A 15,242-nucleotide genomic window follows, 5' to 3' on the forward strand; every position below is an offset into this window, starting at 1 on the left:
CGGTGCGGAATACCGCCGGGCAGACCTGTGACCTACCCGGCGGTGGTGCAACTATTCGAGGAACTCAACTTGATCCAGAAAGTAAGTGGACTCCGAACTGGTATTGTCCGGCCCCATAAAGCGGACACCGAAGCCCTCCATTGCATCCCAGTCGGAAATGTTTAGGGTTAACTCAACACCACCGGCTTCGAGATCCACAGCACCACTGTCACGCCAGACTCCGTCGCCATCTTTGGCCCACAGCATGACCTGGGTGCTGCTGCCGGAATCGATGGCATGCGCGGTTACTCTCAACGTGCTGACGCCGTCAAGAAGAATTCCGCCTTCGGGGTAGGTTTGCAGAATGATGTCGTCATCGCCCGCTTCCAGAACCGTGGTGCCGGCCAGAGAGCGGTTGCCGTCGGCCTGCCAGTCGGTGGACAAGTGCAGACCTTCCGCCGGACTCCAGTTAACCTGGAACTCCCATTGACCGGTTCCTTCGAAGTCGTAAATGAGATCGCCATCCGCGCGCACGGTATCAATGAAGAACTTGGCATCACTGGTGGGATCAACGCCATTAAAGCGCACACCCATGCCGGTCAAGGTATCGACTCCGGACACATCAATGGTCAACTCAACACCACTTGCCGTTACGGCAACAGCGTCGGGCCAAGCTTCATCGTCGTCGGTTTTCCAGAAAATATGAGCATCCACGGAGGCGCCTGCACCTTCGGCGTAAGCAAAAACCGTCAAGGCGGATTTACCGGCAACGTCAATACCGCCGTCTGGGTAAGTCTGCAGGACGATGTCGCCGTGACTACCGTGCTCAACGAGATCCTTATACAGCGCCAAGGAGCGCTCGCCAGTGTTAGACCATTCTGTTGACAGGGTAAGGCCAGAGGTACCTGCCCAGCCTATCTGCGCTTCCCACCCACCGGTGTAGGGCTCAAAATCGTAGACAACCGTGGTGTCGGCCGAAAGCTCATCGATATAGAAGATCGCATCAGTACTGGTGGGGTCAAAGTCCTCAAAGACCACGCCGAATCCTGACACCCAGTCGTAGCCCGACACGTCCAGAGTCAACGTCACGCCATCGTCAAGATTTACCCGTTCGTTTTGAGCCCACACCTCATTTTCACCATGCTTGGTGAACATGTGCACGCGCACGTTTGCGCCGGCATTAGCTGCGGCAACATTGACACTGATAGTGTCGACACCGCTCACATCCAACCCTTCATCCGGGTAGGCTTGCAATACGACATTACTCGGCGAGTCATGGGCACTCAAGTCAATGGGCGCTGCCAGAGAGTGGAGCCCACTGGTAGCCCAGTCCGTTGACAGAGTGGCGCCCGGTACGGTGCCCCAACTAACTTGGGCGTGCCAATCACCGGTGTTCGGTTCGAAATTATCGTAAGTGCCCGGACCGTATACGGTGGGTGCACCCGGCTCGGGTTCCGGCTCAGGTTCGGTCGGAGCCTCGGCTGAGGGGATCAGGTATATCTGATCAATGCGGTAGTAGTTCCAGTTGCCACCCACTTGGATGACGTTAGTCCCCTGCTCCATGGCAACCACTCCAACACGATATTCTTCCCAACCGCCAGTAGCGTTGAACGTGGTGTTCATTACCACGCCATTGACCGTTACTCGGCCCTCTTTGCCACCGTAATCGGAGGGAATGGCGTAACGCACGTAAAGGCTGTAGTTGCCTGGCTGAGAGGTAACCTCACCCCGGGTCATCGGAAAATCCAACTCAAAGCGAACGGACATGCCCGGCTCGATATCGGCCGTATGCATGCCGCCCGAGGCGTGCATTATGAACTGAGGATCGCTTTCGGTGACCAGGCTCAAGCCGCCGACCAGTGTGGCGACGCTGGTGTCTTCCACCTCAAAAAACAGCACCGCTTCCGGATCGAAGACCACCACCTCGACCTGATCGGACAGGGGCTCATCATCTTCGCCATAGATAACGTTGCCGGAGCCATCGATGGCCGTGATCTCAAAGATCAACGAAGCAACGCCTTCGACCTCGGGAGCTTTGAAGGTAAAGGCAGGCACCGTCCACTCGGAATCGGGCACATCCACCTCTGGCCCGTCAACTTGAGACCAGAGGATGGTTTCATCGGTCACAGTGCCGACCAAGCGACCGCCAAGGGTCACCGTTTCTCCCGGCTTGGCCTCAATTGAGGGCCCGGCGATCACCCCCAGCGGCCGCCATTCCGGCGTATACACTGCCGTTTCGGTATTCAGTTTTACGTCGCTTCCACAGGCGACCAGAAACGTCATCCAGGCGCCCAAAAACAGCGCTTTTGTCATTATCTTCTTGCATGTCCTAAAGCTCATTTGTCACCTCACTTATTATTTTGATGCGCTACCAACCACCGGATAAGAAAACCTGGAAGAACCGGTACACATTCGGTCGATCAGTTCCAGCGCGCTGCATCAGAGACGCTTAGCCTGGAGCTGAATCAGCCTCTCCATACACCGCCAAGGCAGTAACCGGTTACATTTTCATTTGTAAAAATATTTGCATATTCGTCATTTTGGCGTTTTTACAGGTAGAAAACGCCTATAAACGTAGCTCAATGAATGTAACCGATTACATCATACTAGGAGGAGATGTCATGCACGTCAACTAAAATTTTCCGTGACAAGCGATTTTATGGTTGGAGCCAGCCAGGGCCCGGCTGTCGCGAGTGGAGCTCTTAAGTCCACACAATCTGGCACTCTGGCAGCGAGGCCTATTCACCGGAGCGGTCATCAAAGGTAAGCTGTACCTTTAATTTTCTGCAGTTTGAAAAGGACGCGGTTATGGCTTCACTTCCTCTGCTTCTCGAACCCGGTGAACTGGCTCTGATGCTGGAGCAGCCCCCGGAAAACCTGCGACTGGTGGACTTGTGCGGCGAGCAGACCTACCAAAGTGGCCATATTGAAGGCGCGCTTCATATTCCCCCGCAGATACTGCTGAGCAATATTCCTCCCGCGCCGGGCCGGATTCCCACCGTGGAACAACTGAGCCGGATGTTTTCGTTTTTGGGGCTGACCCCCGATACGCACTTTGTGGTGTACGACGATGAAGGCGGCGGCTGGGCCGGGCGTTTTATTTGGACGCTGGATGCCATTGGCCACCGAAACTATTCCTATCTGAATGGCGGTCTCCAGGCGTGGAAAAATGCGCAGTTGCCGCTCACTCAAGAGATGCCCGAGGTACCGCCTACGGAGCCAGACATCAGTATCAATCCCGATGTATTGGTGGAGATTCCTGACATTCTGGCGCGCTTGAATGACCCCAAGTTTGCCATTTGGGATGCGCGGAGCCCGGCCGAGTATCGGGGTGAACGCTCAGGCGCGCCCAAGGCGGGCCACATTCCCGGCGCTATTAATTGTGAGTGGACGGAGTTGATGGATCACCAGAATGGCTTGCGCATTCGTTCCGATGCGAGGGAGTATTTGGCCAGCAAGGGGCTCACGGCTGACAAGCATATAGTGACGCATTGTCAGAGCCATCACCGTTCCGGCTTTACTTATTTGGTGGGAAAAACCTTAGGGTTGGATATTGAGGCTTATCACGGTTCTTGGGCTGAGTGGGGGAGTCATCCGGATACGCCTGTGGAAACTGGGGGTTAAGTTCCTTTTGAAAACCGGCTATGGCCCGGCCAGACTTTTAGCTTTGGTTGAGTGCTGCGGGTGGGGCAGGCACACCCGGACACGCCGTAAATATATCCCTATAGGCTCGGATGCGGCATCCATGCCGCATACGGTCCGGGAATGCCTGCCCCACCCTCCGCGGTGCCATCCTGGTGATTTCGGGAAATAAGTAAGCTGGGTAAGACAACCTTACTTCAGCTTGTCCCCTTTCCATTGCATACGATACAGATCGTGTCGCCTGTCCTTCAGGTTCTGCACGGTGCCGCTGTTGCGTGCCATGATCAATGACTCTGGGCGTAGGTCCGCAAAAGCTACCGTTTCCACGTTTGGAGTGGTGTCCGCGGCAATACCGTCACGCGCGAACGGAAAATCACAGGGTGTGAGAATACAGCTCTGCGCGTATTGAATATCCATGTTCGATACGTTCGGCAGGTTGCCCACGTTGCCGGACATGACCACGTACAGCTGGTTTTCCACTGCCCGCGCTTGGCAGCAGTAGCGCACGCGCAGGTAGCTCTGGCGCTCGTCGGTACAAAAAGGCACAAACAGTATCTGTACGCCCTGATCGGCCAAGTGGCGCGCCAGCTCGGGAAACTCCGAGTCGTAACAAATCAGTACGCCGATGGGGCCGCAGTCGGTATCGATGGCGGTTAGGGTGCTGCCGCCTTCGATATCCCACCAGTAGCGCTCATTGGGTGTGGGGTGAATCTTCGGTTGTTCGAAGATGCGCCCGTCGCGCAAGAAGATGTAGGAGATATTTTCAATACGGCCGTTTTCAACTCGCGTTGGGTGAGAACCGGCGATGATGTTGACGTTGTAGCTGAGCGCCATATCCCGAAACGCTTCTTTCAGGCGCGGCGTGTATTTGGTCAGTGCCTCGATGGATTCGAAGGGTGATAATTCCTGGTCTTCAATCGAAAGCAGTTGCAGTGTGAACAGCTCGGGAAAGACGACAAAATCACTTTTGTAGTCAGCGACCACATCCACGAAATATTCAATGTATTTGATGAACTCACCGAACGAGGTCACTTTGCGCTGCATGTACTGCACGGTGGCAATGCGCACCACATCGGGCATGCGAACGCCGTATTTCTTTATCGGCTTTTCGTCCTTCTGGGGTACTTTGGGGTTGTACCACACCATGTGCGCGGCGTAGTTCAGTGATTCTCTATCGTCATCTAAGTAATCGGGTATGACTCCGATCACTTCAAAACCGTTGCGCAATTGGAACGTCAGTACCGGGTCTTTGATTTTTTTGTGGATCACCTGATCAATATAGTTCTCGACGCTGCCGCACTTTTTAAGGCGCTTATGCAGGCTGGGCAGGCGGCCGGCAAAAACCACGCCTTTTAATTCTAGTGACTGACAGAGCTTTTTGCGTTCGTTGTATAGCCGCTGGCCAATACGGTAGCCTCGGTAGGCGTTATCGATGCACACCTCCATGCCGTACAGCCAGTCGCCATGAATGTCGTGCCGGGAGGCGTAACCGTTACCGGTTATTTCACTCCAGGTATGGGGCTTGAGGGCAACATCACCGGAGATACGAAAGGTGGCGCAGTAGCCCACCAGGGCATCCCCGGCCATAACCACGATTTGCCCCTGCCGAAAGTTGTTGATCTGCCCCACGATGGCAGCGCGCGGGTAGGTTTCCATGCCCAGCGGCTTATATACCCGGTTGGCCAACTTAACGATGGCTGGAACATCCGCCAAAGTAGCGTTGCGCACCGTGAGGTGCACCCCGGGTTGGCTCAGGTCGTTTTTCTCTTCATCTGCCATATGTATCCCCTAATTCACTTCAATACTGCAGGCGCGCAGTCCGCCGCCGCAGCCAGTATACCTACATTGGCCAAGCTGTTAGCCAGGGGTCGCCAAAGAACTTTTGGAGGACATCCAAATTGGCAAATTTTATGTTGATAATAAGAATCATCTATCATAATATAATGAGAGTCATTATCATTAACATTTAGAGCAGCATCCTCGAAGGAGTCACCATGCGTTCAGCTTCATCCTCTCGCGCCGTCACGCAACCCCGGATCCTGGCGCTTGCGATCGCTTTGGCCAGTGGTTCAGCGCTGGCTCAGCCTGCCCCGGTACCCGTGCAGCTGGCCGCAATCGAAACCATTACCATTCTGGGCACCAGTGAGACGTTTGAAGACATCCCCGGTTCCGCGCACCGGATAACTAAGGAAGATCTGGAGCAACACAGCTTTACCGATCCCGGTCGCATCTTGCGCACCATTCCCGGCGTCAATGTTATCGATGAAGAAGGCTTGGGCCAGTTCCCGCACATCAGCATGCGCGGCGTACAGCCCGAGCGCAACGGCCGTATCGCCGTCATGGAAGATGGGGTATTGGTTGGCTCCCCGGCCCCCTACTCCGCATCAGCGGCCTATTACTTTCCCGCCATGGGCCGCATGGAAGGTGTCGAGGTGCGCAAAGGCTCCAGCGCGATTCAGTATGGCCCCAACACCGTGGGCGGCGCGCTCAATCTGATCTCCACCCAAATCCCCGAGTACACCTCCGGCCAAATTCATTACCGCCGTGGCAGCAACAACGGCGAGCGCACGCACGCCTACGCCGGTGGCAGCGGCGACCGATGGGGTTGGTTGATCGAAAACTACGCTGAACAATCGGACGGTTTTAAGGAGCTGGATTACCCAACTTCCGGCCGCCTGCCCAACAAGCCCAATAATCCGGTGCCTGAAGCCGGTATGGATCGCAACAATAGCGTGGCTAAACTGCGCTGGAACAGCGCACCCGGCGCCGCGGTAAGCCAGTCACTGGAGTTCAAATACAGCCTGGACGAGCGGCGTGTGTACGACAGTTACCTGGGAATTCTGGCGGAAGATTTTCAAGCGAACCCCAACCGCCGCTACGCGGGTTCACAATTGGACGAAATCAATACGGAAAACGAGCTGTTCCAATTACGCCACAGCATCGACTTTTCTGAGACGACGCAGCTAGTTACTACGTTTTACAGCAGTGAAACCGTGCGCAACTGGTACAAGCTGCATCAAGTAGACAACGCCAATGGTAGTTATGTTGGTATTACCCGCGTACTTCAAAATCCAGACGCCAACCCCGAAGCCATGGCGTGGATTCTGGGTAACACGGAATTGTTCGGTGCCGAACGCTTTGCCCCCAATGCCGAAACTCGGGGCCAAGTTCGTGCCAACAACCGCAGCTACCTAGCGCAGGGCGTCCAGACGCAATTGAGCCACCAGTTTGAAGTGCTGGGCTGGGAACACAATCTGCAAGTGGGCGCGCGTTACCACGAAGACGAGGAAGACCGTTTGCAGTGGGATGACACTTACCTGATGACTAACGGCACCATGAGCCTGGTGGCAGAGCAACTTCCCGGACAGGGCGCGAATCGCCTCTCTGAGGCTTCGGCACTGGCGTTGCACGCGAAAAACACGATGCGCCGCAACGCCTGGACGGTGGTGGCCGGTGTACGTTATGAAGACATTGAGCAGACCCGAACCGATTGGAGCGGCCCAGGCCGCAGCGAGGCGAACCTGGGCTCCGGCCGCCCGCGCACCAACCAGTATGATGTCGTGATTCCGGGTCTGGGATTAACCTACCAGTTCACCGATCAGTTCAGCGTTTTGGGTGGCTACCACAAGGGTTTCTCACCCGCTGGCGATAGCCCCACGAGTGAGCCCGAGTCCGCCGATAACTTCGAGGCTGGCTTCCGTTTTAACAACAACGGAGTACGCTCGCAGTTGATTGGTTTTTACAACGACTACAGCAACATCAATATCGAGTGCACCAACGTGGGTGGCGGCTGCCGAGACCAAGATATTGGCTCCACCAAGAGCGCTGGCGAAGTGCTGATTTACGGTCTGGAAGCGTCCATCCGCTATGACTTGGGGCGGAACAATCAATGGGGCCTGTCCATACCCATCAACCTGGCGTACACCTGGACCGACAGTGAATTTCAGCAGGACATCGGCAGTGATGCGCCCAACCAATGGGAAAACGCACGCAAGGGTGATTCGATTCCGGAAATCCCGGAACACCAAATCAATCTGGGCATTGGCCTGGCACGCGCCAACTGGAGCCTGTTCTTAAACGGTAACTACGTGTCCGAAGCCCAAGCATTCGCCGACCCGGAGCTGAGTGATCTGGTGCTGGAAAATCGTTTGCTACTGGACCTGGCGGCTGACTATCAGTTAACGCAGAACGCACGCCTGACCGCCAGTGTGGAGAACCTTACGGACGAAACGTACATCGCCCACCACCGTCCGTCTGGACTGCGCCCTGGCGCTCCTCGTACCCTTTGGGCTGGCGTTAAAGTCTCCTTCTAAAAACCCTTCCTTTACAGGGATTTCCCGCGACGCCAAGGATTGGCGTCTCCGCTCCGCGCTTCAGTAAAATCCTTCCAAGTTGTTTTTATCCGCTTTAAGATGTATATTAATTACATCTTATGTGGAGTCTTCAGTATGTCCGATACCCATCCCCAAAATGCCTTGCTGGCCCACCCTTTCCGCCCTTTCTTTTTGCTGACGGGAGTCTACGGCGTACTCATCGTACTGGCCTGGATGGGCTTTCTTTTTGGCGGCTGGCCGCTACCGGTCAGTTGGTCGCCACTGCACTGGCACAGCCATGAAATGTTGTACGGGTTTGTGCCCGCCGCCATTGCCGGATTTGTGCTCACCGCCATGACCAACTGGACCGGTGCTGCGCCACTGGCCAACAAAGGCCTGCTGGCGCTACTGCTGTTGTGGTTCGCCGGACGGCTGGTGTTTTGGTTCGCCGGTTGGTTGCCGCCGCTGCTGGTTGCCCTGGTGGACCTGGCGTTTTTGCCGGTACTGGCCGCCTATGTCGCGACCGTTTTGTTGCGCCACCAAAATCGCCGCAACCTGATTCTGGTGGGTATCTTGGTGATTCTGAGCATCGGTAACCTACTGATGCACATCGGATTCGGCATGGGGAAGATGCTGTTTTTAAACCTTGGCCAGAACCTGGGCCTTAATTTGATTGTGGTGATAATGGTGGTGATTGCCGGGCGCATTATTCCGTTGTTCACCGCCAACTGGTTGCGCAACAACGGCGGCAACCCCGAATGGGTCACCCGCTCAGCCTGGACCGGCCACATCGCTCTGGGCAGTGTCGCCTTGCTGGCTTTACACGAATTACTCTGGGCGCCTCAGGCCGTTATCGGCACGGTGGCGCTGGTGGCCGGCCTCGCCAACGGCTTGCGCCTGTACCAATGGGCTGGCTGGCGCGTGGCTCGGGAGCCACTGCTGTGGATTTTGCACCTGGGCTATTTGTGGATTGTCGTCGGCTTACTGCTGCGCAGCGCCGCCGCATTCAATCTGGGCGTGGCTGACACGCTTTGGCAACACGCGCTGGGTGTGGGCGCCATGGGCACGTTGATTCTGGGTGTCATGACGCGGGTGGCCATGGGCCATACGGGCCGCCCACTGAAGTTACCGGCCTTCGCCATTGTGGCTTATTGGGCGATTGTGCTCTCCACGGTGCTGCGCCTATTGGCGGCCGCCGGGCTGATCAGTTACGCGGTGGGCGTTACTCTCTCCGCCCTGGGTTGGATTCTGGCCTTTGCGCTTTTTGTGGTACTTTACTGGCCCATTCTCAGTTCACCCCGGGCCGATGGTCGGCCGGGCTAAGCCCAGGATACTTTCATGCGCATTACACGCTACACGGACTATTCTCTGCGTGTGCTTATGTACCTCGCCCTTAAGGAGGAGGAACTGAGCACCATTGCGGAAATTGCCTCCAGTTATGACATTTCCAAAAATCATTTAATGAAAGTGGTCCAGGAGCTGAACAACAAAGGGTATTTAATTGCTACGCGCGGCAAAAACGGCGGCCTGCGTTTAAAGGGCAACGCCGAGGATATCAATGTCGGTGCGCTGGTCAGAGACACGGAGCAGGATCTGGAATTGGTGGAATGTTTTGGCAATAACAACCATTGCGTCATTACCCCCGTCTGTCAGTTAAAGCATGTTCTGGCAGAGGCGTTGGAGGCGTTCTTCACCACCCTGGATCAATACACGCTGGCTGACCTACTGCCCGGCAAAAAAGCGGCCGTTATGGTTAAGCTGTTGCGCATTGGTCAATGAAACTTTGCCGGTTCTGACAACTGAACTTCCCCCAACCACTCCAGCGGCTGCTGGCGATAGAAACCGACCAGCAGCGTATACACGTCCGGGTAGCGACGTTGCAATACGGTGGGCAGAGTAAAAAATTACTCGCTGATCACGGCAAAAAACTCAGCCGGATTACTGGTCGCGTAGGGGTCAATATCAGGCTGGCCCCATTCCGCCTCACGGCAGAGATCTTCGTAGGCCGCTTGCATGATCTTGGTCCAGCGCCGGTAGACGGTTTCGTTCGGCAATAAGGGCGAACCATTCATGGCCCCATCGTAACCGTCGATCTGGTGCGCGTACTCATGGATCACCAGGCTGTGGCCATCCAGGCGGCGCAGATCCTGCACAATATCACTCCACGATAAAATCACCCGCCCCTGCTGCCAGGATTCCCCGAGCAGTACATGACGCTGGCGGGAAACCAAACCCAACTCATCGGTCGTGTCCCCCTCACGCACAAACGCATTCGGGTAGAGCAGCACGTGAGGAAAGTCCGCCAACTGATCCTGACTGGCGTTTTGATACAGCAAGGCGGCCTGAGCGAGGGTTAACAGCTTCATTTCTTCGGTCACTTGCAAGCCATTGCAACCGTAAAAATCCGTGGCGGACATCATCACTTGCAGCTGCCGCTGCAGCGCAAAACGCACATTGGATGGCAAGTAGCGATACAGCACCCAGCGATCGCGCAACAAACGTCGCCACTGGCGCGGAAAAGGCCGTTCCGCCAAGGCTCGCCGCTGGCGCCGGCGCCGAATTGGCGCATACACCAAGGCTGCGACGATCACCGCCGCCACTCCAAAGACCAAATATAACGCCAAACCGTAGCTCCGTAAGTCAGCGAATAAGACTATTGTTTGGGGCAAAGGGCGCCGATGCAAGGACTAACCTCGAAAGCCGTTCTTGATGCCAGTTCTCTGGCGCGTTAGTGTAAAGGGGTAGCAGAGCGCACATTCCTTCCGCATCAGTGAGTAAAAGCACCACGAGGTCACTATGACGACAGTACTGCAGGAACTCGAAGTTTACTTTTGGTCGCTTGGGGTTATTTCCGCCGCAATTGTGGTGGGCTTGCTGGTGCATATGGTTGTTTACCAGATATTGCTGAGGGTCGTGAAGCGCAGCACACTGCACGACTCCATACCTAAACACCTCCGGGCACCGCTACGACTTCTGTTTCCCACTCTGGCGGTACAACTCAGCCACCCGCTGCATGCCTTGAACCTGCAGGAGGGCGCGGTGGAATCCCTGGGCATCGTGCTCAGCACCTTTATGATCGCCTCCATGGCCTGGCTACTGATTCGGGCCACAAGCATCCTAAGGGATTGGGTTCTCACCCAATACGATGTGACGGTGAGCGATAACCTGGCCGCGCGCAAAGTTGTTACTCAAGTGGACATAGTGCGCAAGATAATGGTTTTTATCATCGTCGTGTTCGCGGTCGCTGCGGCGCTGATGAATTTTGATAACTTCCGCCAGGTGGGCACCGGCTTGCTGGCCTCCGCAGGTGTGGCCGGTTTGGTCATCGGCTTTGCCGCACAACGCACCATTGCCAATGTACTCGCTGGTTTTCAGATCGCGTTAACCCAACCCATTCGCATGGACGATGTGGTGATTGTGGAAAACGAATGGGGCCGCGTGGAAGAGATCACCCTCACTTATGTGGTGGTGGCGATTTGGGATATGCGCCGCCTGGTGCTGCCCATCAGTTATTTTATCGAGCAGCCGTTTCAAAATTGGACACGTCAGTCGGCCAATATTTTGGGGACTGTGTTCCTTCACATGGATTACACGGTTCCCATTGAAAAAATTCGGCAGTTTTTACATGAGGCGCTACAAGAGTCGGAGTTTTGGGATGGCCAGGTGTGGCGGCTTCACGTCACCGACTCGGGACAACGTACGGTGGAGCTCAGGGCGTTAATGAGCGCCGAGAGCTCAGGCAATGCATGGGAATTGCGCTGTGAAATTCGTGAAAAATTAATCACCTACATCCAACAACACTACCCCCACGCCCTGCCCAAGGTGCGCACTGAGAGCTTTGAGAAAGGCTCCGCCGGGGTTGTGGAGGACACCGTTTAAAGCCTATTCAGCCTGATGCGCACAAAGCGATTTAAATCACTTTGGAATAGCGAATTTCGCTGGAGGCGTTCAAATACTCGTCAAAGACCATACAGATGCGCCGAATCAATAGGCGCCCACTGTTATGCACGTGTATGCCCTGGGCATCCAAACTGAGCAGCCCGTCTTCCACCATGGGCGCCAGTTGCTCCAGCTGTTGAGCAAACTTCACTGTGGGGTCCACACCAAAGCGGCGTTTCACCTCGGCAAAATCCAACTGAAAGTGGCAAATGAGTTGGTTGATCACCCACTGGCGCAGTTTGTCTTCTTCGCTCAGGGTAAAACCGCGCACCGCTGGTCTTTGGTCGCTATCCAGTAATTCATGGTATTCATCCAGCCGCTTGGCGTTTTGCAGGTAGACATCGCCAAAGGAGCTGATGGAAGACACGCCGAAAGACAGCAAATCGCAATGACCGTGAGTGGAATAACCCTGGAAGTTGCGTTGCAGCTCACCCGCCTGTTGAGCCAGTACCAGACTGTCATCCGGTTTAGCAAAATGATCCATGCCGATGTACACATAGCCCGCCGCCTGCAACCGCTCAATGGCCATGTGCAAGATGCCAAGTTTCTCACTGGGAGACGGCAGGTCGCTCTCGTGAATCAAGCTCTGACTTTTAAATAGGTGGGGCATGTGGGCGTAGTTGAACAGGGACAGACGATCCGGGGACAGATCGATAACCTGATCCAGTGTCTCGCGCACGCTCTCCAGCGTCTGCAAGGGCAAACCGTAAATCAGATCCATGCTAATGGAGCGATAATCCTGCTCACGCAAGGCAGACACCAGGCTGCTAACCTCTTGAACACTGTTGTACCGATTCACCGCCTTTTGTACCCGAGGATTAAAATCCTGCACACCCATGCTGACCCGGTTAAAGCCCAACTTACGCAAATGCGCCATAGTACTCGCGGACACTTTTCCGGGGTGGATTTCCACCGAGTATTCACCCTGGTCGTCGTCAACCAATGAGAAATGCCGGCGCGTCGCTTCCATCAGCCAAGTCATTTCATCATCGCTGATGTAAGTGGGCGTACCGCCACCCCAGTGCAGCTGAGTCACCGGTCGGCTAGTGTCAAACAGCTGGGCTTGCTGCGCCATTTCTTTTGCAACACGCTCCAGATAAGGTTTGGCCCGGCTGGTGTTGTTGGTCACAACCTTGTTGCAGCCACAGTAAAAGCACAGGGTCTCGCAAAACGGAATATGAAAATACAGGGACAGGGGCTTACCGCCGAGGTTACTCTTGGCAACCGCCGCCTGGAACTCTTCATCGGTAAAGGAATCTCGAAACTGCGGCGCGGTCGGGTATGAGGTATAGCGCGGGCCTGAAAGGTCGTATTGCTGGATCAGGTCGTGATCCCACAGTAGGGGACCGGTAAATAGAGGCATGCTGTCTTTCCGTCAACGTGAGCCAAAGCCCACAGATTATCAATCTATCCAGTGTACTGGCGGGGCGGAGAGCGACTTTGATCCGTATCAAGGTCACCTCACATTAGGCCCCAAATACCCTCGGATGGGCGCACCGAATGTGCTAAATTGTGATCAACCTTTCGTCTATGAGTTCCGGTGAACCTTGCGTCAATCCTCCCTAGTTATTCGTCTCAGTCTCGCTCTGGCCGGCATAGTCGCTTTGGCCGCCATTACTATGGTCACGTCCTATTGGATTTCCGACCAGGCGGACAACGACGCCTACGCCATCAATGCCGCCGGTTCCCTGCGCATGCAAACCTACCGGCTCGGTTTACTCAGCCATATGGACGCGGACGCCGAAACCCTGCAAGCCGCACGAGACAAGCTTGAACAAAGCTGGCAAGACCCCGTGTTCACCCGCCTCGCCCATGGCAATCCAGCGCTGGCGGAGCAGCTAGAGCAGGCTCAGAGGCAATGGCAACAGCTCGAACCCGAAATACTGAGCGGATTAGCGACCAACACCCAACCGCTGCTGGATGACCAAGTCGAGCAGATCGATCAACTGGTTACCAGCATTCAGCGCCATGCGGAGCGCAATGCGCAGTTACTGCGTCTGGTGCAGGTATTGGCGCTGTTTTCGGTGCTCGGATTGGCGGCCATTGTTATTTACTGGCTGAGAACAAAGGTGGAGCAACCGCTATCGGAATTGACACGTCTCGCAAAGCGAGTCAGTGAGGGGGATTTCACAGGCCGAGCCATACCTCGACAGATGAACGAGCTGGGGATACTGGCGCAAACCTTTAATCGCATGAGCGATGCCATTGCTCAGATGCACGGGCAAATGGAGCAGCGCATCGACGATCAAACCCAGGAATTGCAGCGCAGCAACACCGCGTTGCAGTTTCTCTATGACACGGCCAAAACCATTATCGAGCAAGAGGACGGGAAGATCGACTTTCAACCCATCCTGTCCCACTTGGCCGATCTGGTAAAAGCCGATGACATTGAGCTTTGTTTGATCACCGAGACGGGCGATACGCCTTATTTACAGATTCAGCCCGAACAGAGTATTCACGACGTCTGTGTGCTGAGAAACTGCGACGATTGCCTTAGCGGCGATCAACTGACAAAAACGACTGGAGCGGACCAGTCACCGATTTTCCGCTACAGCTTTCCCATGGTGCGCGAGCAAAAACACTACGGCGTTTTGGTGTGCCGCACGCCTCAAAATCAAACGCTCGACCATTGGCAACAGCAGCTTATCGAGTCAGTAGCGGACCAGCTGGCGCTGGCGCTTAGCTTGCAGGCGCAAGAAGATAACGCCCGACGCCTGACCCTGGTCCACGAACGCACGGTCATCGCCCGGGAGCTGCACGACTCCCTGGCGCAAGCTTTGTCCTATCTGAAAATTCAGGTGACGCGACTGAATCGGGCGCTCGCCAAAGACGACAAAGCAACCTTGGAAGATGTGTCCAACGAATTGCAGGAAGGCCTAAGCTCTGCCTATCGACAACTGCGAGAGCTGCTCACTACCTTCCGCCTGAAGGTGGATGGGCCTGGCTTTTTGGGCGCTTTGCAAAGCAGTATCAAGCAGTTAAATGCCCAAACTGACATGGAGCTGCATTTCAATTACACCTTGGGTAATGTCCCGCTCACACCAAATGAAGAAGTGCACCTACAGCAGATTGTGCGTGAAGCCACCCAAAATGCCATCCATCACAGCGGTGGCGAGAACGTGAACATCAACCTGTACCAAAGTGAGGACAAAACGATTCACTTAAGTATTGAGGACGATGGCCGAGGCATTCCCGCAAACCCGGAGAAACTCAACCACTACGGCCTTGCCATTATGCAGGAGCGTGGCAAGAATCTGGGCGGCAGCTTGAGTGTTCGAAACGTCCCGACTGGTGGTGCGGGTGTCTACTTCACCTTCACGCCCAGTTACCTCCAACAGCAAAATGTCTTTGCCCGCGAAAGCAATTAAA

10 protein-coding genes are annotated in these 15,242 nt (G+C 55.2%); 6 read left to right on the forward strand and 4 right to left on the reverse strand.

Annotated elements, in window-relative coordinates; translation table 11 throughout:
* Positions 1-51: 51 nt before the first annotated feature.
* The gene (locus RBH33_RS06850; RefSeq protein ID WP_306731413.1) at positions 52-2,292 is read right to left on the reverse strand and encodes a CBM35 domain-containing protein; all 2,241 of its coding nucleotides are present in this window, start codon (positions 2,290-2,292) and stop codon (positions 52-54) included.
* 495 nt (positions 2,293-2,787) lie between these two features.
* Here RBH33_RS06850 and RBH33_RS06855 point away from each other — a divergent pair, with 495 nt between their 5' ends.
* The gene (locus tag RBH33_RS06855; protein WP_306731414.1) at positions 2,788-3,603 is read left to right on the forward strand and encodes a sulfurtransferase; all 816 of its coding nucleotides are present in this window, start codon (positions 2,788-2,790) and stop codon (positions 3,601-3,603) included.
* 210 nt (positions 3,604-3,813) lie between these two features.
* On the opposite strand, the gene RBH33_RS06860 is transcribed toward RBH33_RS06855, so the two are convergent.
* A complete protein-coding gene (locus RBH33_RS06860) occupies positions 3,814-5,400 on the reverse strand; it encodes a carbon-nitrogen hydrolase family protein (protein ID WP_306731415.1) in 1,587 nt (528 codons plus the stop codon).
* 215 nt (positions 5,401-5,615) lie between these two features.
* On the opposite strand from RBH33_RS06860, the gene RBH33_RS06865 reads away from it, so the two are divergent.
* The 3 genes from RBH33_RS06865 (at position 5,616) to RBH33_RS06875 (ending at position 9,713) form a co-directional block, all read left to right on the forward strand.
* Entirely contained in the window at positions 5,616-7,934 is a 2,319-nt protein-coding gene (locus tag RBH33_RS06865; RefSeq protein ID WP_306731416.1) for a TonB-dependent receptor family protein, read from the forward strand.
* Between the two features lie 135 nt (positions 7,935-8,069).
* A complete protein-coding gene (locus RBH33_RS06870) occupies positions 8,070-9,257 on the forward strand; it encodes an NnrS family protein (protein ID WP_306731417.1) in 1,188 nt (395 codons plus the stop codon).
* Between the two features lie 15 nt (positions 9,258-9,272).
* A complete protein-coding gene (locus RBH33_RS06875; protein WP_306731418.1) occupies positions 9,273-9,713 on the forward strand; it encodes an RrF2 family transcriptional regulator in 441 nt (146 codons plus the stop codon).
* Between the two features lie 125 nt (positions 9,714-9,838).
* Here RBH33_RS06875 and RBH33_RS06880 read toward each other — a convergent pair whose 3' ends face one another.
* Complete coding sequence (locus tag RBH33_RS06880; protein ID WP_306731419.1) at positions 9,839-10,558, reverse strand: M90 family metallopeptidase; 720 nt, start codon at positions 10,556-10,558, stop codon at positions 9,839-9,841.
* Between the two features lie 172 nt (positions 10,559-10,730).
* Here RBH33_RS06880 and RBH33_RS06885 point away from each other — a divergent pair, with 172 nt between their 5' ends.
* Positions 10,731-11,813, forward strand: a complete 1,083-nt coding sequence (locus RBH33_RS06885; RefSeq protein WP_306731420.1) for a mechanosensitive ion channel family protein — start codon at positions 10,731-10,733, stop codon at positions 11,811-11,813.
* Between the two features lie 31 nt (positions 11,814-11,844).
* On the opposite strand, the gene hemN is transcribed toward RBH33_RS06885, so the two are convergent.
* Entirely contained in the window at positions 11,845-13,236 is a 1,392-nt protein-coding gene (gene hemN, locus RBH33_RS06890) for an oxygen-independent coproporphyrinogen III oxidase (RefSeq protein ID WP_306731421.1), read from the reverse strand.
* A 184-nt stretch (positions 13,237-13,420) separates the two neighbouring features.
* On the opposite strand from hemN, the gene RBH33_RS06895 reads away from it, so the two are divergent.
* Entirely contained in the window at positions 13,421-15,241 is a 1,821-nt protein-coding gene (locus tag RBH33_RS06895) for a type IV pili methyl-accepting chemotaxis transducer N-terminal domain-containing protein (RefSeq protein ID WP_306731422.1), read from the forward strand.
* The last annotated feature ends 1 nt before the right edge of the window (position 15,242 follow it).

The sequence above is a fragment of the Marinimicrobium hydrolyticum genome, from assembly GCF_030848505.1.
Taxonomy (GTDB): domain Bacteria; phylum Pseudomonadota; class Gammaproteobacteria; order Pseudomonadales; family Cellvibrionaceae; genus JAVDDU01.

What these genes read in the sequence shown, in the direction of transcription:
- RBH33_RS06850 (WP_306731413.1), bottom strand. Translation starts at nt 2,292, where the DNA reads ATGACAAAAGCGCTGTTTTTGGGCGCCTGGATGACGTTTCTGGTCGCC.
- RBH33_RS06855 (WP_306731414.1), top strand. Translation starts at nt 2,788, where the DNA reads ATGGCTTCACTTCCTCTGCTTCTCGAACCCGGTGAACTGGCTCTGATG.
- RBH33_RS06860 (WP_306731415.1), bottom strand. Translation starts at nt 5,400, where the DNA reads ATGGCAGATGAAGAGAAAAACGACCTGAGCCAACCCGGGGTGCACCTC.
- RBH33_RS06865 (WP_306731416.1), top strand. Translation starts at nt 5,616, where the DNA reads ATGCGTTCAGCTTCATCCTCTCGCGCCGTCACGCAACCCCGGATCCTG.
- RBH33_RS06870 (WP_306731417.1), top strand. Translation starts at nt 8,070, where the DNA reads ATGTCCGATACCCATCCCCAAAATGCCTTGCTGGCCCACCCTTTCCGC.
- RBH33_RS06875 (WP_306731418.1), top strand. Translation starts at nt 9,273, where the DNA reads ATGCGCATTACACGCTACACGGACTATTCTCTGCGTGTGCTTATGTAC.
- RBH33_RS06885 (WP_306731420.1), top strand. Translation starts at nt 10,731, where the DNA reads ATGACGACAGTACTGCAGGAACTCGAAGTTTACTTTTGGTCGCTTGGG.
- hemN (WP_306731421.1), bottom strand. Translation starts at nt 13,236, where the DNA reads ATGCCTCTATTTACCGGTCCCCTACTGTGGGATCACGACCTGATCCAG.